Here is an 18,037-nt window from a genome sequence, read left to right as displayed (position 1 = left end):
GTAAACTTTAGTTTGCCATCCGGTGTGCTACCGGAGAATGGCACAGGCCAGAAACTGTTGCACAATGGTTGCTCCAGGCCAGCCTGGCTTTCCTCTCTCCGACCGCGGACTTCTATTCGTATTATTCTGAATTTATGCGCTTATCCGTTATTAAGGCATCCTTTTTCCTTCTTTTCCTCTTGCTGGCGGCGGGCAGCTACGCCGCGTGGCGCGTGCTGTACCGGCCCAATGTGCGCACTTTAGCCGAGGGGCCGGCCTTCCTGTACATCCGTACCGGGACTGGTTTTACGGCGGTACTGGATTCCTTGCAGAAATACCAGCTGCTGCGCGAGCCCGCTGAATTTGCCTGGGTGGCGCGGCAGCAGAACTACCCCGCGCAAGTGCGGGCCGGCCGCTACCGGCTCGACCCCAATCTGGGCAACCTGGACCTGGTGCGGCGGCTGGCGGCCGGCCACCAGGACACCGTGCAGTTTGACCTGAAACCGTTTCACTACCTCGACCGCCTCCCGCGCCAGGTGAGCCGGCAGCTGGAAACCGATTCCTTCAAGCTGGAGCTGCTGCTGGGTGATAACGCTGGCCTACTGAGTCGTTATCAACTTGACACCTGCACGGTGCGCACCCTGTTTATTCCGGGCCGCTACCAGCTGCTGTGGAACACCAGCGCGGCGGCTTTTCTGGATAGCGTGGCGGCCACGCACCGCCGCTTCTGGACGGCTGAGCGCCGGGCCCGGGCCGACTCCATCAAGCTCACGCCCGTGCAGGTGAGCGTACTGGCCAGCATTGTGCAGCGCGAAACGGCCCAGCTTACCGACAAGCCCCTGATTGCGGCCGTGTACCTCAACCGCCTGCGCCGGGGCCAGCCCCTGCAAGCCGACCCCACGCTGCTGTGGCCGCTGCACGGCCTCGGCACCCGCAAGCGCGTGCTGAACGTGGACAAGAAAGTAGATTCGCCCTACAACACGTACCGGCACAAGGGCCTGCCGCCCGGCCCCATCACCACGCCCCTGCCCAGCTCCCTCAATGCCGTGCTGCGGCCGGCCCACAACCAGAACCTGTTCTTCTGCGCCCGCCCCGATGGCAGCGGCTTTTCGGACTTTGCCGAAACCTACGCCCAGCACAAAATCAATGCCCGCCGCTACCAGCACCAGCTCGACAGCCTGGGCGTGAAGCGCTAGCCCGGCTTCCCGGCTTTGACTTTGGCTTTGCTGGAATAATTGGTTTTGGCCCCGGCAGTTCAGAATGCATGGCGGAAAGGGCTTCACAAGGGGCTGGTGTCGTGCTAGCAGCAGGGTGCGTACTTTTGCTTCCCAATTTCCCGCAAAACCGTTCGTATGCGCCTACGTTTCCTCTTCTTACTTCCGCTCTTCTCTGGATTGACGGCTTCGGCCGGCGGATTCGACACTGGCCCGCAGGGCGCGCGGGTGCTGGGCCTGGGCGGCGCCAGCACCGCTTACATCGGCAGCATTGCTGGCATTAGCGTCAATCCGGGCTTGCTGGGACATCTCGGCGACTCGCTGCTGCGAGTGAGCATGGGCGGCATGGGCCAGGTGCGGCGCTCATCCTTTATTGGCCAGGATACCTACCAACGCACCGACCAGGACCTGACCGTGCAGCCGGGCGGCTATTTCTACGCCACCCACGCCGTGAGCCACCGCTTTGCGGTGGGCCTGGCGGTCACCACGCCCTACGGCTACCACACCAAATGGCCCGAAACCTGGGAAGGCCGCTCCGTTATTCAGGAAAGCCGGCTCAACACCTACTTCGTGCAGCCCACGGTAGGCATTAAGCTGAACGACAATTTCAACGCTGGCCTGGGCGTGGTGTACGCGTTTGGCAAATACAGCCAGCGCCGGGCCCTGGGCCAGTACGACGACCCTACGGCGCAGGCCAAATACACCAGCAGCGGGTCGGGCCTGGGCCTGAACGTGGGCCTGTACGGCCGCACCGGCGACAACCTGTCCTTCGGCATCAGCTACCGCAGCGGGGTGAAGCTGAAGATGACCAACGGCAAAGCCACGACCACCGGCATTCCGGACCGCGACGGGGCGCTGTATCCGCGAACCGGTGATTTCACCACGGATTTCAGCCTGCCCAGCTCGCTTTCGGTGGGCGTTGCCAACCGCATTACCAAAAACCTGTTGGTTTCTTTTGATTTCACACTCACCGGCTGGAGCACCCAGGATTCACTCCGCTTGAACGTATCGGCCAGCGGCGACGCCCCAGACCGCCGCATCACCACCGCGCGCCGCTACGAAGACGCCCTGGCCTTCCGGGTAGGCGCCGAGTATCAGATTGGCCCCAAATTTACCGCCCTGGCCGGCCTGCGCTACGACGAAACGCCCATCCGCGACGAGTACATCAACCCCGAGTTTATCGACGCCAACCGTCTCGGGCTTTCCACCGGCTTCAGCTACCAGTTCAGCCCACGGCTGGCCCTGGAAGCGGGCTATGCCTTCGACTACGGCCAGCTGCGCAACGCCCGCGCCGACCAGCTGAACGAAGCCGTTGCCAATATCAGCGGCTCGTACCGCACCACTACCCACACGGCTTCGGTGGGCGTAGCATTGGCTTTTTAGGCAGTATCCGGCCGTCCTCACCGTGTTCCCGACCTACTTCTACCTCCGGGTTGAGGGTCTGTATTTCGTTATTTCGATGAAGAATTTTTGTCTTGCTCCGTGGCACTGCGCCGGTTTTGTAGCCGCCGCGTTGCTTCTCAATGCCTGCGCTCCCAACCAGGACACGCCCACGCCCACCACCCGCGTGGACGTGAGCCGCTACCTGGCCGTGGGCGACACCTACACGTCCGGTTTTAGCGCGGGCGGCCTCACGCGGGCCAGCCAGGAATACGCGTATCCAAACCTGATAGCGCGGCAATTGCAGGGCGCCTCGAACGGGGCCAGTTTCAGCCAGCCGCTGCTGGAAGCCGGCACTGGGGCGGGCTATTTCAGTCTGGTGGACTTTCCGGCCGATGGCTTTTTTCGCACCCGCCGGGTAGATGGCCAGGCCGTTCGCGCCACCGTTATTAACCCTGCGGCTTGTGCCGGCGCCGATACGGTGCGCTTGCTGGCCCGCAGCGCCACGGCCGGCACGCTGCCCCAAAACCTGGGCGTGCCCGGCCTGCGCCTGACCCAAATCGAATTTCCTGGCTTGGGCAACGAAAACCTGGCCGTGCCGGGCGCCACGTTCAACCCTTATTTCGAGCGGCTGCTGTCCACCGGCAGCGACCAGACGTACCTGAAGTCTGTCACGGATGCCACCGCCACGTCTACGTTCTTCACCTTCTTTCTCGGCATCGACGACCTGATGCCCTATGTGCGCGCCGGCGGGCAGTGCGGCCCCGTCCCCAATTCGACGCTGACCACCCAGCTGCGCCAGAACGCCAAAAAAATCCTGGACCAGCTCACGGCGGGTGGGCGGCCCGGCATCATTGCCCGGCTTCCTTCCTTTACCAACCTGCCCCTGCTGCGTGCGGGCAAAGGGCTGGACTTGCAGGCCCGCTTGCAAAGCAAATTCAAGGATGACGCGTTGATTTACATCGAAGACCCGATTGGCCTGGGCCGCACCCAGCCCATCACGGACGATGACTACGTGCTGGCCACTACGATTCCGCGCGTGGGACAGCTCACGGAGGTTTTGGTGGGGACTACTACCCTGGTGCTGCCGTACGGCCGCGACATCCGCAATCCGCTACGCGACGCCGATGTGCTGGACAAGGACGAGCTTAGCCGCGTTTCGGTGGTGGTGAGCAGCTACAACAACGAGCTGGACCGCCTCGCCAGCGAGGTGTATAAACTGCCCGTTATCACACCCGCCAAAAAACAAAGCACTCTGGATTTGGACGTTGCGCTGTTCAATCCCGTGGCCGGTTCCATTTCGGTGGCCGGCGTTACTTACACGGCCGAACCCGTGCGGGGCAACTTCTTTTCGTTGGACTACTACTCCCTCACGCCCCGCGGCAACGCATTGTTGGCCAATACTTTTATCTCGGCATTCAACAAAGCATACCGGGCCAACATTCCTACTATCGATGCGAACAACCTGCCCACTTCGGCCCAGTAAATTGTTCGTTGTTAGTTGCTCGTTGTTAGTGGTTAGCCAATTCCTTACCTCATTACTAACCACTGATAACGAGCAACTAACAACAACCTATCGCAACCGATAAAGCCGCAGGGGCAGCGAATCGGTGGCGGCCGTTTGTTGGGCAGCCAAGGTTTCCTCGTAGCTGAGGCCCGTGAACTCCGAGTGCTCCAGAAATAGCAGCGGCTGCTGGAGCTGGGGCGCGGGCCAGGCGGCCACGGGCTGTTGGCGCCGCAACGAATCGAAACGCGCCACCCCGGCTACGCGCCAGTAGCCGTCCAGCAGCACGTATTGGTAGCCTTGTTGGCGCAGGCCGGCCAGCTGGCGTTCGTCGGTGACCACGACCAAAGTTTGGTTGGGCACCAGGTAGGGCGCGATACCGGCGCCCACGGTGCTGGCTACTCTGGTGGCACCGTGGCGCTGGAGCCACGCCGCCACCTGAGGGTATTGCGTGGGCAGCGGCACATACAGCTCCCGGTGAATCCGGAATACGTTGAAGGCCACAGCCGCCAGCGCAAGGCTAAGAACGGCCGCACCGGGCAGCAAGCGCCGCCCACTCAGCACCGCCAGCGCCGCCAACGGCAGGAACGCGAACAAGAGCCCACGGGGCGCTTTGATAAGCAGTGACATACCCGCCAGCAAGCAGCCGGCCCACACCAGCAGGTAGAGCAGCAGCGGCATGGCGGACGCCCGCTCCGCCCCGCCCTTGCGCCAGCTACGCCACACCAGCCAGCCAGCCGCCACCAGCCCGGCCAGCAGCAAAGGCGATTCGTATCCGGCCAGGTAGCGCGGGTAGTACAACAGGTCGAGGTGCAGCGTGGCCTGCCGGCCGGCAGCGTTGGCCGCCGCCGGCACCACCGTGCGCAGGTAGAAGGTCGCCCACCGGTACCACGGCAAGCCCGCCAATGCACCCATCGCACCAAATACCAGGTACGGGAGGGCAAGCACCAGCCCGGTGCGCCACCACAGCCCGCGCTGCCGCCAGATTCCATCGGCCCGCCACAATTCCAACACCCCGATAATGGGCAGCGCGAACAGGAATTTATAGTTGAAACACAGCCCGGCCGCCAGCCAGCCAGCCACGCGCAGTACTGCCGCCGGGCCGGGCCGTTGCAGCCGCGCGTAATGGCTGCGCAGCAAGCCCGCAAACAGCACCAGGCTGGCCGAGCTCATGGTGAAGTCGCGGCCGGAAAAGGTGAGCAGCAGCGAGGTGCCGCCCAGCAGCGTGAGGGCGGCGGCTTCGGGCCCGGTCAGGCGGGCCTGCCGGGTGACCCAGGCGGCGAAGAAGCCCAGCCCACTTATCCCCAACAGGGCGTTAATGGTTTGAAAAATGACGAAATCACGCGTCAGCGCCGCCACTGGCACATATAGTAACAGAAAACCCGGACTGCCGTGATGAAACAGATTGGCATAACTACCCTGCGCGAACTCCTGAACGACTTGCCAGTTGCGCACCGAGTCGTAATCAGTGGGGCCGGCTTCGGGCAAGCGCCACAGCCGCAGGCTGCTAACGGCCAGCAACGCCCCCAACAGCCACCACCCGCGGAATGCGGGTTGGGAATGACTGGGTAGGCGAGCTGGCGAAATCGGCATGGACGGCGGGAGCGTTAAGGCCGCGAAGGTCGGAAGGGTGCGTCCAACATCGGCTGGCTGCTTTACTTTTGAGACTTGTTGGGCTGGCCAGTCCTTTTGAAATTAGCCAATCAACGCGCCCAATCCTTTTTCATCCATTCATGCGTCTCGTTATTCAGCGCGTCAGCGAAGCTCAGGTCACCGTCGAAGGCCAGATTACCGGACGCATTGGGCCGGGCTTGCTGGTGCTGGCCGGGTTCGCCCCTACCGATACCACCGCCAACCTTACCTGGATGTGCCGCAAGCTGGTGCAGCTGCGCATTTTTGGCGATGAAAACGGGCAGATGAACCGTAGCGTGGTGGATACCAACGGGGAAATCCTGGTAGTGAGCCAGTTTACGCTGCTGGCCGACGCGCGCAAGGGCAACCGCCCCAGCTACATCGGCGCGGCACCTCCGGCCCTGGCCGAGCCACTGTACCGGCAGTTTGTGGCAATGGTGGCGGCCGACCTGGGCAAGCCCGTACCCACCGGCATATTTGGCGCCGACATGAAAGTAAGCCTGCTCAACGACGGCCCGGTTACCATTGTACTCGACACGCCGCCGGCTTAACCAACGTTCCCATGACCATCGAAGAAGCCCAAAAAACCGTTGACACCTGGATTACGACCACCGGCGTCCGCTACTTCAACGAGCTGACCAACCTGGCCATTCTCACCGAGGAAGTGGGCGAAGTGGCGCGCCTCATCTCCCGGCAGTACGGCGAGCAGTCGTTCAAGGAGTCGGACAAAGGGCGCGAGTTGGGCGATGAGCTGGCCGATGTGCTGTTCGTAGTCATCTGCCTGGCCAACCAAACCGGCATTGACCTAACCGATGCCCTGGCCCGCAACCTAGCCAAGAAAACCCAGCGCGACAGCCAGCGCCATCACAACAACGACAAGCTGAAATAATAGCGGTTAGTGGTGAACGGTTAGTTTAGACACTAACCGCTACCAAACGGTCGGTTTGCCAACGGGGCAACACGTCGGCGTAAGCGTCCAAGCGCAGGCAGAACTCAAAATCCTGGCTGGCTTCCAGGGAATTGAGGCGGCGTACGTGCGCCGATTGCAGCAGGTAGCCCGCCAAATCGGGCTTGGCCTGCTGCCAGAGGTGCAACGCGGCCAGCGTCGCATCGGAGCCGCGCACGTCAAAATCATCCGATAGTTGCTCCGCCAGCGCGCCACCAAATACGGTGTCCTCCAGGCAAAACTGGCCCTTCCAGCCGGCGCAGACTACCAGCACGTCGCGGCCCTGCGCGCGGGCAAACGCAGCCACTGCGGCGAGATTGAGGAAAGCCCCCACTACCACCGCCTCGGCAGCCAGCGACTGGCGCAGAGCCGCCGTACCATTGGTGGTACTGATGGAGAGGGCCCGGCCCCGCACCACGCGCCCGGCATCCAGAAAGCCAAACGGAGAGTTGCCCAGGTCGAAACCAACGGCCGGCAGGCCGTCACGCTCGGCCGCCGTCAGGCAGCCGTGCTGCTGGCCCAGAGCGGCGCACTCTTCCAGCGAAGCCACCGGAAAAACGTGGCTCACGCCCTCCCCCAGCGCCGTTACAATGGTGCTGGAAGCCCGCAAAATATCAACGATGACAGCCACTTTGCCGCGCAGGTCATGCAGCGGCAGCAGCTCGGGCGAGAAGCAAATATCTAATTTGGGCACGTTTTGAAGACTAATACCAGCCGCTAAACTGAGCTGGCATCTTGCTGATGAAGTTGTTTAAAAACTAAAATCGAACGTCATGCTGAGCCTGCCGAAGCATCTTTACCGCTGCACTAAACTGGATTAGTTACGCGGTAGAGATGCTTCGACAGGCTCAGCATGACGTTCGATTCATTTTCCGAATAGGTTCTAAACCTCTGCTCCCTTGGTCAGGGGCAATTTATTGATTGTAGCGGGCAGGTTTTTGCCCCGAATCTGCACGAAAATCTGGGTGCCGGGCGCGGCAAACTCGGTTTTCACGTAGCCCATGCCGATGCCTTTGCTCAGGGAAGGCGACTGCGTACCGCTGGTGACGTCGCCAATTTTCTGCCCGTCCGCATCAACCAGTTCGTAGTGCCCGCGCGGAATGCCCTGGCCGTCCATAATAAAGGCCACCAGCTTTTTGTTGACGCCGGCTTCCTTCTGTTTTTTCAGGTTTTCGGCGTTGGTGAAGTCCTTGGTGAATTTCGTAATCCAGCCCAGGCCGGCTTCCAGCGGCGACGTGGTGTCATCGATGTCATTGCCGTAGAGGGCAAAACCCATTTCGAGGCGTAGGGTGTCGCGGGCGCCCAAGCCGATGGGCTTAATGCCATGCGCCTGGCCAGCAGTCATGATTTTATCCCATACCGCCGCCGCGTGCTCGTTGGGGATGTACAACTCAAAGCCGCCCGCGCCGGTGTAGCCCGTGGCCGAAATAATGACGTCGGGCGCGCCGGCAAAAGTACCCTGCACGAACGAATAATAGGGAATACTGGTCAGGTCCACGTCGGTTAGGGGTTGCAGGGCGGCAATGGCTTTGGGGCCCTGCACGGCAAACAGGCTGGTCCGGTCAGAAATGTCTTCCATCTCCGCGCCTTGCGTGTTGTGCTGCTGAATCCAATTCCAGTCTTTATCGATGTTAGAGGCATTCACCACGAGCAGGTAGTCCTCATCGGCAAGCTTGTACACCAGCAGGTCGTCCACGATGCCGCCGTCGTTGTTTGGCAGGCAGGAGTACTGGGCCTTGCCGTCGGCGAGCTTGCTGGCATCGTTGCTGGTTACGCGCTGAATCAGGTCGAGGGCCTGCGGGCCCCGAACCCGGAACTCGCCCATGTGCGACACGTCGAACATGCCCACGGCACGGCGCACCGTGTGGTGCTCGTCCAGGTCGGAAGAATAGCGCACGGGCATGTCGTAGCCCGCAAAAGGCACCATTTTAGCGCCCAGCTGGCGGTGCGTAGCATCAAGGGTAACGGTTTTCAGGGAAACGGACATAAGGGTGGCTGAATGACGGAGTAACTGAATGAAGAGTGGGAATGGACTTGGTGCCGCAAAGGTGGGGCAAAAAAGAAAAGCCGCTTCGTCCGGAAGCGGCTTTTTCCAAATTTCAGCGGAATTAAGGACCTTTCTAAGTCACTCAGTCACTCCGCCGCTCAGTTACTCTTAGCTCGCTACACGCGCACCATCCAGTCGTGGATGTCGGCACCTTCGCCGGCGCGAATGGCATCGAGGGCAGCGCGGACGCGGTGCGAGAAAGCGGTGGCGGGTGCTACGGGCAGGTCGTAATCCTGGCCTTCGTAGCCGATGGTGGCGATGGTGGCGATGGTAGCGGCCGTGCCCACGCCAAAGGCTTCTTCGAGCTTGCCGGCGGCCAGGGCCTCCATTATTTCAACGCTGCTCACTTTGCGCTCTTCCACGGTCAGCCCCATGTCGCGGGCCAGGGCCAGTACGCTGCGGCGCGTGATACCGTCCAGAATCGACGTGCTCAGGGCCGGGGTCACAACCTTGCCATCCAGCACGAAAACGATGTTCATCGTGCCCGATTCCTCCACGTAGCGGTGCTCCGAGGCATCGGTCCAGATGAGGTTGTGGTAGCCCTGGTCCTGGGCCAGCTTGCTGGGATACATGGCGCCGCCGTAGTTGCCGGCCGCTTTGGCATAGCCCGCGCCGCCCTCGGCCGAGCGTACGTACGTCTGCTCGAAGCGCACGCGCAACGGCTTGGTATAGTACTTATTAACCGGGCAGGTAAAAATTATGAAGCGGTAGCTGAACGACGGCCGGACGCCAATAAAGCCGTCGGTAGCAAACATAAACGGCCGGATGTAGAGCGAGCTGCCCGGCTTGGCCGGCACCCACTGCGCATCGAGCCGAATCAGCTCTTTGAGGCCCTGCATGAACAGGTCTTCCGGTATTTCAGGCATGCACATGCGCTGGGCCGAGACGTTGAGGCGCGCCCAGTTGTCGAGCGGCCGGAACAGCGCCACGCCGCCATCGGCCTGGTGGTAGGCTTTCATGCCCTCAAAAATGGCCTGGCCGTAGTGCAGGGCCGAATTGGCCGGACTCACCACAATGTCACCGTACGGCACAATGTGCGGCTCCTGCCACTCGCCGTCCACAAAATCAACGGCAAACATGTGGTCGGAAAACACCTTGCCGAACTCAATGTGGTCGAAATCGACAGATTCGAGCCGCGAAGTGTCCGTTTTTTGCGTGTTGATGGGAAGAATATCAATCATACTAGGAGAATTTTGTGATGCGGGTGGGTGGGATTTTGGAGGTACGCAGGATGGAGGTAAAAAGGCGGCGCTTGCGCAGCCGCAGAAAAAACAAAGGCACTAAAACTGCCTCAAGGAACAGAACGGAGGTTTTGAGCTCCGGCAGAATCAATAACCGAACAGGGCTTAAAGTCGTGCCTTCCAGGTCACTTCTTCCACGCCCAGCTCGTGGGCCATGTAGCGGCTGAGCACGAACAGGTAGTCCGATAACCGGTTCAGGTACACCACTACCAGCTCGGCCACGAACGATTCCTCGCCCAGGTGAATGACCATGCGCTCGGCGCGGCGGCACACGCAGCGGGCCACGTGGGCGTGGCTCACGGCGGGGTGCCCGCCCGGCAGAATGAAGGCCCGCAGCTCCGGCAGCTCGGCGTTCATGCGGTCCATTTCGTCCTCCAGCAGCGTCACGTCGGCTTCGTGGAGGTCGGGCAGCTTCATCTTCGACTTCTCCGGGTCGGCGGCCAGGGCCGAGCCCATCGTGAAAAGCCGGTCCTGGATTTCCTTAAGTAGCGGGCGGCGGGCAGCGTTCACATCCTGGTCGCGCACGAGGCCGATGTGCGAATTCAGCTCATCCACCGTGCCGTAACAGTCGATTCGCAGGCTGCTCTTGGGCACGCGGGTGCCGCCAATGAGGGAAGTGAGGCCTTTGTCGCCGGTTTTAGTGTATATTTTCATAGCAGCAGAACAACATTTGAACGAAAAACTCCCCAGCTGGTGAGGCCGGGGAGTTAGGGGCGGGTTAGTGACTGGCGAGGGCGTGCGTGGTAATCTCTTTGTTTTCCTCGTCCGATTCTACCAAGCCGTCGCGCAGGCGCACAATTCGGTGGGCGTAGCGCGCGATGTCTTCTTCGTGCGTTACCATAATAATGGTGTTGCCTTTGGAGTAGAGCGCCTCAAAAAGGTCCATGATTTCGTGACTGGTTTTCGAGTCTAGGGCGCCGGTGGGTTCGTCGGCCAGCAGCACGCTGGGGTTGTTGACGAGGGCACGGGCAATGGCCACGCGCTGGCGCTGGCCCCCGCTAAGCTCGTTGGGACGGTGAAAAGCCCGGTCGGCCAGGCCCACCGACCGCAGCGACTCCATGGCCCGCTCGGTGCGGTCGCCCTTGCTCAGGCCCGCGTAAATGAGCGGCAGGGCCACATTATCGAGGGCGCTGGCGCGGGGCAGCAGGTTAAAGCTCTGGAAAACGAAGCCGATTTCCTTGTTCCGCACCTCGGCCAGCTGGTTGTCGCTCATGCGGCTCACGTCCTGCCCGTTCAAAATATACTGCCCCTTGGAAGGCGTATCGAGGCAGCCCACAATGTTCATCAGCGTGGATTTGCCCGAACCCGACGGGCCCATGAACGCCACGTACTCGCCGCGCGGAATCTGGATGCTGACCGAGCGCAGGGCGTGAATTACTTCCGCGCCCATCACGTAATTTTTGGCGATGTCCGTGGTTTCAATAACGTTTGAGTTCATGGCACTGGGGTTTTATTGCAGAGGAGAGGTGAAAGGGACGCCGGAGAAGGACGCCGCCGCGGCCGCACGGGCTGCCTGGCGGGCATTGTATTCGGCTGCTAAAGTAGCATAAGCAGCCGGGGAAAGCTGCTGCCGCAGCTCAACCAGCGCATCGGCGGCGTAGTCCGTAAGCCCGGCATCGGCGGCAGCCAGCACGTAGCCTCTCAACAGCGGCAGCGAGCGGGGGTTTTCGTCGAGCCCGGCGCGCAAAGCCTCGTAGGCAGCCACCGGGTTCGGCTGGCGGGTGTAGAAACGGGCCGCCGCCAGCATTGCCGCTTCATTAAATGGTGCTTCGCGCACGATGCGGCGGTAATTGCGGGCGGCTTCGGCGGTTTTGTTTTGTTGCTCGGCCTGCCGGGCCCGAGCCAGCCAATTAGTACCAATGCGCGCCGAAGTATTTTCAGCCGGGGTCAGGCGGATGCTGGTCAGCAGCTCTTGCACCTGTAGGCCCGCCTGCCGCCGGGCCGAATCTGGCGAAGCCACCAGCCGCGTGGCTGCTGCCCGGGCCGAATCGGCCTGCCCGCTCCAGGCCAGCGCCAGCACCCGGGTTTCGAGCGCACTGGTAGCACCGTGTTGTGCGGCGTAAGCAAGCTGGTCGGCGGCGCGCGCAAACTGGCCTTGCTGCAGCTGCCACAACCCCAGCAGCTGCTGGTAATACGCAGCGCTGGCGTTGGTGCCGGCCGCCAGCGGGGCCAGCAGCTGCCGGGCAGTTTGCTCCTCCCCGCGCCCATGGCGGGCCAGCGCCTGCAAAAACAGCAGCTGCTCGTAGAAAGCCTCGTTGGCGGGGTGGTTAGCCAGCTGCGAGAGGCGCCGGAGCAGCGCCGGGGTAAGCTGGTCCTTGCGCCGCGCCACGCCCAGCAGCACCTCGTGGTATAGCCGGGCAAAACTGGCCGCATCCAATTCCATGGCAGCAGCGGCGGGTACGGCAAGGGCGGGGGCCGGCTGGGCACTCAGCAGCTGCAACAGCAGGTAATTGCTGGCCAGAGCCGGCTGGCCGGCTTCCAGCTTCCACTCCTTGCTCAGCTTCTGAGCTTCCTCCAGCAAATTCTGATTTAGCAGAAAGCCCAGCTGGTTGGTTTGGCTGGGGTAGCTGCCGGGTGCCAGCTGCTCGGCTTTGTCCAGGTAAAAAGCGACCGAATCGGTAAGGGAGGTCTGGGTGAAAAGTTGCGCCAGGTCGCCGGCCAGGGCGGCACTGCGGGGCTGCGCTGCCAGGCCGAGCCGCAGCACTTCCAGGCCCTCAAACAAATCCGTCGGCTCGGTGAAGTGGGTGGCTAAACGCAGGAAGACCTTTTCGCCGGGCTCGCGCACCAGGGCGCGGCGCAGGGCGTTGATTTCGTTTTGACGCTGCTGGCGGAAGCGGTAGAGCGCGGCCCGGCCCATTTGCGCGTGCAGGTCGCCGCGGTAGAGCACGTCGCCGGCTTCGGCGTAGTAGCGCTCGGCCAGCAGGCCCAGTCCTACGTCGTTGGGCTGGGCCTCGCTCTGCTGGCGGGTAAGGTCGCCGAGGTTGTTGTACTCGCCGGCCGCTACCTGGTCGGGCAGCGGCCGGTTGTTGCGCACCTGCACCATAATCAGCCCGCCCACCGCCAGAATATACACCGTGTAAAACGGCAGGCGGCGCGGCTCAAACACCACCCGGTATACCCGCAGCCGCCGCCGAATCAGGGGGGCGAAGTTCATGAGCACATACGCCAGAAACGCCCCGCCCAGGAACAGCAGCGCCAACGAAGTGAAGTCGCGGGCGGCCTGCAGCAAGGGCGTGTTGGCCGTGGCAAAGGCGTAGCCCAACGCCCCCGCCGCCGGCAAAATCAGCAGCGCATAGAGTTGCGCCGCCCGCGTGTAAGGCACCCATTCGCCGTAGGAGAGCGCCCGTAGGCGCAGGCCCAGGCCGCCCGCCAGCAGGGCCGGCAGTAACAGCACCAGCGGGTCGAGCTGCACGCCCGGAAATAGCTCCAGCTGGCCGTTGTTCCACACCAGCCATAGCAGGACGCCCAAATACAGGCTGCTGGCCACCACGAAGGGCACCAGCCCAAACCGGCTGCCCGGCTGCTCGGCCTGGGTATTGAACCAGAGCAAGGCCCGGACATTCTCAAACCCCACCCAAAGCACTACCAAGGCCACCATGACCGCCCCGCCAGTAGTGGCGTAAGCCGCCAGCTGCAAAGTGGTTTCGGCCGGTGACAAGTCACTTTTCAGGTAAAGCAAAATGCTTAACCCTAGAATCAGCACGGCGAAAATCAGCCAGCGCCACACCAGTCTGAGGCCCTCGGCAAAGGCGTGAAACCCACAGGCGCCGCCCACCAGCAGGCCCAGCGTCAGGTACAGGAAATAGCGCTGGCCGGGCTCAAATACGCCTGCCACGTCCAGGTTCAGCGACATTAGCAGGAAGATAACCAGGGCCATGCCCGCCACAAATGCCCCTCGGCCCAACGTACTCACCACGGCCAGCCAGCCCGCCAGCGCAAAGGCCAGCAGCAGCAGGAACAGCCCCGCCGCCACCGGCTGCGTGAACGGCCCGGCCACGTCGTGCGTCAGGCTCACCACAAAGCCGCTGGCCTGCACCGGCAGGCGCACGGCGCCCAGCACCACCTGCTCCAGCACCACGGGCACGGGTTGCAAGTGCGGCACCAGCTGCACCGGCAGCGTGGCGGCGTGGCCCGTGAAGTAGTAAAACCCGGCCAGTCCGACGGCCAGCGCGGCGAGGATGGCCAGCCAGCCGGGCAACCCAAACCGTTTGAAGATTGGTTGCGCCACCCCTATTCCAGCACTTTAGGCACCCGGAAATAATCCGAGTCCTTGCGCGGCGCGTTGCGCAGGCCGTCCTGATGGCTCACGGTGTTGCGCGCCACGTCGTCACGCAGCACGTTCACCTCTTGCGAAAGGTGCACCAGCGGCTCCACTCCCGTCGTGTCGAGGCCGTCGAGCTGGGCCACGAAATCGAGGATGTTATTGAGGTCGCCGAGCATTTGCTGCTCGCGGGTGGCATCAAGTTCGAGGCGGGCCAGATGGGCCAGGCCCCGCAGGGTATTCAGGTCGGTGCTCAAGAGAATTACGAAAGTATAGTGGTTAAATCAGGAATTGATGGGCTGCGACCGGGTAGTATGGTCCGGAGCGCGCCACGTACTGGGGCCCGGCTTATGGGCGCCCTCGGGCAGAAAATCGGCCGTTAGCTGGGCGGCAACCTGCGCTTTCAGCGCCGGAATATCGGCCAGTGTGAGGCCAGTGGTAGGAATAGGTGGATGAAAAACGATTTTGAGCCGATGATGCCGCACCCGCAAATCGTGCGGGACGTCGGGCATAAACATATGGTTCAGGGGCATGCCCACCAGCACCAGCGGCACCCCCGCTTCCAAGGCCAGCAGAAAGGCTCCGTCCAGCAGCGGCAGCAGCTCTTTGCCCGGCGTGGCAGAAATGCGGCCCTCGGCAAAAATGGCGATGCTTTTGCCCTCGGCCAGGGTGCGGCGGGCCGCTACCACGGCGCGGCCCCGGCTTACGGCACTGCCGCGGTCCACGGTGATGTAGACCCGCCCAAAAAGCGGCCCCCACACCGGCACCTGCGCCAGCGAGGACTTGCCCATCATGTTCAGAAAGCCTGGAATGTATTTGAACAACATCATGATATCGACATAGGAGCCGTGGTTGGCCACGTACACGCACGGTCGCGGGTTGGGCCCGGCACTTTCGCGCACCACTTCCACCGGAATGGCCCACATCGTAATCGAAAACCACGACCAGAACCGATTCAAGGCATGCACCACGGCCCCACCGTCCGGCCGCCGGCTAAAGAACCACTGCAACGGAAAGATGAGCACAAACGGCACAATGAACCAGAAAACGGCCCAAGTAGTGTAGAGGCGCTGGCCGATGTAACGAAGCAGGTGGCGCATACCGGCAAAGTTAAGGCACGAAGACAGGAGCGGCTGCGGAGCGGCGATAATCGGGCGAAGACAGCGCTTTCGTGCGGCTTCGCCTCACGTTTTAAAGCTTCCGCTCGCGCCCGGCAAGTACCTTTTCCGCCTTCAGCAGGCCCGCCACGCTGATGCTATCGGTGATGCGGTCGGCCATTACCATGCTAATGGCTTCGGCCAGGGGCAGCTTCCAGAGGCGCAGGTCCTCGGTTTCTTCGGGCTCCAGGTCGCCCTGGGTCAGGTCTTCGGCCAGGTACACAAAGCCTTCTTCGTCGGTGACGGAGTTGGAGGTGTGCAGCCGGGCAATGCGCGTCCAGCGGGCCGCCGTGAGTCCCGTTTCCTCCTTCAGCTCGCGCTGGGCCGATTCCAGTATGTCGCGCTCCACCAGCCCCCCGCCCATGGGAATTTCCCAGGAATACTCGTTCAGCGGGTAGCGGTATTGGCCCACCAGCCAGGTATTGCCCTCAGCATCAATGGGAACAATACCCAACGCCTTGTTCTTCATGCTCACCACGCCGTAGATGCCCTGGCCACCACCGGGGTTCCGCACCTGGTCTTCGCGCACCGAAATCCAGGGGTTCTGGTATTTCACCTCCGTGCCCAGGGTTTGCCAGGGGTTGTGGGTTTCGTCAAAATCGGGCGCGGCGGCGACAAGGGGCATGGGGGAAATGTAAGTCGAAGAACGGTCAAAATTACGTTTTGTCCGGCAACCGGGCGGGTGGGTTGGCTTGCTAAAGTGCTCCATCCGCCGTGCGGATACAGCCGTTAGTCGGCCAAAGATGTCATTTGGTCTGAAAATCATTGCGTGTGCCCCGGCCAATTGTGTACCTTTGAATCATAAGTACCCCCGCACGGGCTGGAAATGTGGAAAGGAAGGACCTCTCGTGCGGCGGCGTTCTGGCTGAAAAGGTGGGGTAGACACCTTCAAGCCAGACCCGCCACTTTAAGGCCGTCGCATTCGTGTGGCGGCCTTTTTTTGTGCATCAGATAATTGCGCAGCGTTGCTTCACGAAGCTTGTCCGGCCTGATGCGCCCTCTTTCTGGCAACGCAGCACCCAACCCCGGCCACCCGGTCATCGTATCCATTAAGGAAGCCGACCGTCCACTTTCCGGTCCTCTCTTACTACTCCAATGGCCAATACTCCCAAAAAAACCGACGCCGATAAGACAGACATTAAAACCGGCGACCCGCTCTTCAATTTGCACCACGCCCAAGCCGAAGCGGAGCTCGCCAAAAAGAACGGCGGCCTCGGCCCCACCACTAACGTGTACGTAACCAGCGAAGAAGAGGAAAATATTGACGCGGCCATTGCTCCGCGCGACAGTCAGGGCTTCACCCGTGGCGAGGAAGAGCCCGGCATCATCGGCAGCAATGCCGGCGACCACAACTAGCCTCCAAATCCCCATCCTGCAACGCCCGTGCATCCGCCAATACTGCGGGCGCACGGGCGTTGTCTTTTGCCTGATTTTGGGGCGTAAAGCTGTTATTTTTGCGGTCCCATGTCCCTCCTCCTACCTTCCTACACCGGCCAGCTGCTCGAAGCCGGCCTCGACGAAGCCGGGCGCGGCTGCCTGGCCGGCCCCGTGTTCGCAGCGGCAGTGATTCTGCCACCCAATTTTAACCCACGCTTTCTCAACGATTCCAAGCAGCTCACCGCCAAACGGCGCGAAGCCCTACGTCCCATTATTTGCGCGGAAGCCACCGCCTGGGCCGTTGGCACGGCTTCCGTGGAGGAAATCGGCCGCATCAACATCGCGCAAGCCAGCTACCTGGCCATGCACCGGGCAGTAGCCGCGCTCGCTGTTGTTCCCACGCACTTGCTGGTCGATGGCAACCGGTTTCAGCCACTGGTCGGTTTTGCCCATAGCTGCATCATTGGCGGCGACGGCCTGTACCGCAGTATTGCCGCCGCCTCCATCCTCGCCAAAACGTTTCGCGATGAGCATATGCAGGCCCTGGCGGCCGACTATCCGGCCTACGGCTGGGCGCAAAATGCGGGTTACCCGACCATCAGCCATCGCGCGGCAATTCGGGAGCACGGCCCCACGCCGCACCACCGGCCAGGGTTCCGGCTACTCTAGAAACTGCTGACCTGGAAAACCGGGCGGGGCTTATTGCTTCAGCCGCAGCAAATCCAGAAACAAGCTGAACCCATCGACGCTCGTGCCGCCCTCACCGAAAGTATCAAAGCTCAGCGGCTTAATGATATAACCACTCACAGACAGCTTCTTAGCCTTCAACCGGTCCGATTCGAGGTCGGAAGTCGTCATAATGAAGACATTGAGGTCGGCAAACTCGGCGTCAGCCCGAAGCGCTTCCAGCAACTCCAAGCCGTTCATGCGGGGCATGTTGATGTCGAGCATGACCAGGCTGGGCTTGGCCATTTTCGGCTCGCCGCCTTCACCACGAAGCATTTTGAGTGCGTCACGGCCGTTTCGGGCGTGTACTAGCGGCACATCAATGTTCTGGCGGCGCAACTCGCGCTGCACGTTCATGACGTCCATCTGGTCGTCTTCCACGAGCAAAATACTGGGCGTGGGGTGGTCGGGTGACATAAGCTAGGGCGTGAGGACATTAAGAAATGAGTTATTCATCTAAGCCAATCAAGTGCTGCTCCGATATGCCAGAACGCGAGGAAGGAAACGATGGTCTTCTCGTAGCGGGTGGCCAAGCGGCGATACTGCTTCATGCGTCCGAAAAAGCGTTCGATT

General features: G+C 61.8%; 19 protein-coding genes. 7 read left to right on the top strand and 12 right to left on the bottom strand.

Features of this window, described 5'->3' with window-relative positions; genetic code table 11:
- The first annotated feature begins 134 nt into the window (after positions 1-134).
- From mltG to GM79_RS07055, 3 genes are all read left to right on the top strand, one after another.
- Positions 135-1,175, top strand: coding sequence for an endolytic transglycosylase MltG (gene mltG / locus GM79_RS07065; protein ID WP_072008564.1), 1,041 nt, complete (start codon positions 135-137; stop codon positions 1,173-1,175).
- 156 nt (positions 1,176-1,331) lie between these two features.
- Positions 1,332-2,576 carry an OmpP1/FadL family transporter gene (locus GM79_RS07060; protein ID WP_081867605.1) on the top strand — a complete coding sequence of 415 codons (1,245 nt, stop codon included), beginning with the start codon at positions 1,332-1,334 and terminating at the stop codon, positions 2,574-2,576.
- A gap of 76 nt (positions 2,577-2,652) precedes the next feature.
- Entirely contained in the window at positions 2,653-4,059 is a 1,407-nt protein-coding gene (locus tag GM79_RS07055) for a hypothetical protein (RefSeq protein ID WP_035561369.1), read from the top strand.
- A gap of 87 nt (positions 4,060-4,146) precedes the next feature.
- On the opposite strand, the gene GM79_RS07050 is transcribed toward GM79_RS07055, so the two are convergent.
- On the bottom strand, positions 4,147-5,670 hold the full coding sequence (locus GM79_RS07050) for a hypothetical protein (RefSeq protein WP_152559883.1): 1,524 nt from the start codon (positions 5,668-5,670) through the stop codon (positions 4,147-4,149).
- Between the two features lie 140 nt (positions 5,671-5,810).
- Here GM79_RS07050 and dtd point away from each other — a divergent pair, with 140 nt between their 5' ends.
- A complete protein-coding gene (gene dtd / locus GM79_RS07045) occupies positions 5,811-6,260 on the top strand; it encodes a D-aminoacyl-tRNA deacylase (protein ID WP_035561364.1) in 450 nt (149 codons plus the stop codon).
- Positions 6,261-6,271: 11 nt separating this feature from the next.
- Entirely contained in the window at positions 6,272-6,598 is a 327-nt protein-coding gene (locus GM79_RS07040) for a nucleotide pyrophosphohydrolase (RefSeq protein WP_035561361.1), read from the top strand.
- A gap of 25 nt (positions 6,599-6,623) precedes the next feature.
- Here GM79_RS07040 and GM79_RS07035 read toward each other — a convergent pair whose 3' ends face one another.
- The 9 genes from GM79_RS07035 to GM79_RS06995 all read right to left on the bottom strand — a co-directional run bounded on the left by GM79_RS07035 (position 6,624) and on the right by GM79_RS06995 (position 15,986).
- Positions 6,624-7,349, bottom strand: a complete 726-nt coding sequence (locus GM79_RS07035) for a 2-phosphosulfolactate phosphatase (protein WP_035561358.1) — start codon at positions 7,347-7,349, stop codon at positions 6,624-6,626.
- A gap of 189 nt (positions 7,350-7,538) precedes the next feature.
- On the bottom strand, positions 7,539-8,642 hold the full coding sequence (gcvT, locus tag GM79_RS07030; RefSeq protein ID WP_081867604.1) for a glycine cleavage system aminomethyltransferase GcvT: 1,104 nt from the start codon (positions 8,640-8,642) through the stop codon (positions 7,539-7,541).
- A gap of 176 nt (positions 8,643-8,818) precedes the next feature.
- Positions 8,819-9,883 (bottom strand): branched-chain amino acid aminotransferase, encoded by a 1,065-nt coding sequence (locus GM79_RS07025; RefSeq protein ID WP_051718612.1) that lies wholly within the window; start codon positions 9,881-9,883, stop codon positions 8,819-8,821.
- 165 nt (positions 9,884-10,048) lie between these two features.
- Positions 10,049-10,597 (bottom strand): cob(I)yrinic acid a,c-diamide adenosyltransferase, encoded by a 549-nt coding sequence (locus GM79_RS07020; RefSeq protein WP_035561355.1) that lies wholly within the window; start codon positions 10,595-10,597, stop codon positions 10,049-10,051.
- A 64-nt stretch (positions 10,598-10,661) separates the two neighbouring features.
- Positions 10,662-11,381 (bottom strand): ABC transporter ATP-binding protein, encoded by a 720-nt coding sequence (locus GM79_RS07015; RefSeq protein WP_035561352.1) that lies wholly within the window; start codon positions 11,379-11,381, stop codon positions 10,662-10,664.
- A 12-nt stretch (positions 11,382-11,393) separates the two neighbouring features.
- The gene (locus GM79_RS07010; protein ID WP_161787136.1) at positions 11,394-14,141 is read right to left on the bottom strand and encodes a hypothetical protein; all 2,748 of its coding nucleotides are present in this window, start codon (positions 14,139-14,141) and stop codon (positions 11,394-11,396) included.
- A 32-nt stretch (positions 14,142-14,173) separates the two neighbouring features.
- Complete coding sequence (gene gatC, locus GM79_RS07005; RefSeq protein WP_035561346.1) at positions 14,174-14,461, bottom strand: Asp-tRNA(Asn)/Glu-tRNA(Gln) amidotransferase subunit GatC; 288 nt, start codon at positions 14,459-14,461, stop codon at positions 14,174-14,176.
- Between the two features lie 27 nt (positions 14,462-14,488).
- Entirely contained in the window at positions 14,489-15,304 is an 816-nt protein-coding gene (locus tag GM79_RS07000; RefSeq protein WP_051718611.1) for a lysophospholipid acyltransferase family protein, read from the bottom strand.
- Positions 15,305-15,395: 91 nt separating this feature from the next.
- Positions 15,396-15,986 carry an NUDIX domain-containing protein gene (locus GM79_RS06995; RefSeq protein WP_035561343.1) on the bottom strand — a complete coding sequence of 197 codons (591 nt, stop codon included), beginning with the start codon at positions 15,984-15,986 and terminating at the stop codon, positions 15,396-15,398.
- 470 nt (positions 15,987-16,456) lie between these two features.
- On the opposite strand from GM79_RS06995, the gene GM79_RS06990 reads away from it, so the two are divergent.
- Entirely contained in the window at positions 16,457-16,717 is a 261-nt protein-coding gene (locus GM79_RS06990; protein WP_035561341.1) for a hypothetical protein, read from the top strand.
- Positions 16,718-16,825: 108 nt separating this feature from the next.
- Positions 16,826-17,407 (top strand): ribonuclease HII, encoded by a 582-nt coding sequence (locus tag GM79_RS06985; RefSeq protein WP_035561338.1) that lies wholly within the window; start codon positions 16,826-16,828, stop codon positions 17,405-17,407.
- 30 nt (positions 17,408-17,437) lie between these two features.
- On the opposite strand, the gene GM79_RS06980 is transcribed toward GM79_RS06985, so the two are convergent.
- The gene (locus GM79_RS06980) at positions 17,438-17,881 is read right to left on the bottom strand and encodes a response regulator (protein ID WP_035561334.1); all 444 of its coding nucleotides are present in this window, start codon (positions 17,879-17,881) and stop codon (positions 17,438-17,440) included.
- A 35-nt stretch (positions 17,882-17,916) separates the two neighbouring features.
- On the bottom strand, positions 17,917-18,036 hold the full coding sequence (locus GM79_RS26470; RefSeq protein WP_410471173.1) for a transposase: 120 nt from the start codon (positions 18,034-18,036) through the stop codon (positions 17,917-17,919).
- Between the last annotated feature and the right edge of the window lies 1 nt (position 18,037).

Source organism: Hymenobacter sp. IS2118 (assembly GCF_000715495.1).
In the GTDB taxonomy this organism is placed as follows: domain Bacteria; phylum Bacteroidota; class Bacteroidia; order Cytophagales; family Hymenobacteraceae; genus Hymenobacter.
Note: the sequence above shows the minus strand (reverse complement) of the source record. Positions and strands in the feature narration are given on the sequence as shown.

Excerpts from the sequence above, each read along its gene's own strand:
- mltG (WP_072008564.1), top strand. The coding sequence starts at position 135 with ATGCGCTTATCCGTTATTAAGGCATCCTTTTTCCTTCTTTTCCTCTTG.
- GM79_RS07060 (WP_081867605.1), top strand. The coding sequence starts at position 1,332 with ATGCGCCTACGTTTCCTCTTCTTACTTCCGCTCTTCTCTGGATTGACG.
- GM79_RS07055 (WP_035561369.1), top strand. The coding sequence starts at position 2,653 with ATGAAGAATTTTTGTCTTGCTCCGTGGCACTGCGCCGGTTTTGTAGCC.
- GM79_RS07050 (WP_152559883.1), bottom strand. The coding sequence starts at position 5,670 with ATGCCGATTTCGCCAGCTCGCCTACCCAGTCATTCCCAACCCGCATTC.
- dtd (WP_035561364.1), top strand. The coding sequence starts at position 5,811 with ATGCGTCTCGTTATTCAGCGCGTCAGCGAAGCTCAGGTCACCGTCGAA.
- GM79_RS07040 (WP_035561361.1), top strand. The coding sequence starts at position 6,272 with ATGACCATCGAAGAAGCCCAAAAAACCGTTGACACCTGGATTACGACC.
- gcvT (WP_081867604.1), bottom strand. The coding sequence starts at position 8,642 with ATGTCCGTTTCCCTGAAAACCGTTACCCTTGATGCTACGCACCGCCAG.
- GM79_RS07025 (WP_051718612.1), bottom strand. The coding sequence starts at position 9,883 with ATGATTGATATTCTTCCCATCAACACGCAAAAAACGGACACTTCGCGG.
- GM79_RS07020 (WP_035561355.1), bottom strand. The coding sequence starts at position 10,597 with ATGAAAATATACACTAAAACCGGCGACAAAGGCCTCACTTCCCTCATT.
- GM79_RS07015 (WP_035561352.1), bottom strand. The coding sequence starts at position 11,381 with ATGAACTCAAACGTTATTGAAACCACGGACATCGCCAAAAATTACGTG.
- GM79_RS07000 (WP_051718611.1), bottom strand. The coding sequence starts at position 15,304 with ATGCGCCACCTGCTTCGTTACATCGGCCAGCGCCTCTACACTACTTGG.
- GM79_RS06995 (WP_035561343.1), bottom strand. The coding sequence starts at position 15,986 with ATGCCCCTTGTCGCCGCCGCGCCCGATTTTGACGAAACCCACAACCCC.
- GM79_RS06990 (WP_035561341.1), top strand. The coding sequence starts at position 16,457 with ATGGCCAATACTCCCAAAAAAACCGACGCCGATAAGACAGACATTAAA.
- GM79_RS06985 (WP_035561338.1), top strand. The coding sequence starts at position 16,826 with ATGTCCCTCCTCCTACCTTCCTACACCGGCCAGCTGCTCGAAGCCGGC.
- GM79_RS06980 (WP_035561334.1), bottom strand. The coding sequence starts at position 17,881 with ATGTCACCCGACCACCCCACGCCCAGTATTTTGCTCGTGGAAGACGAC.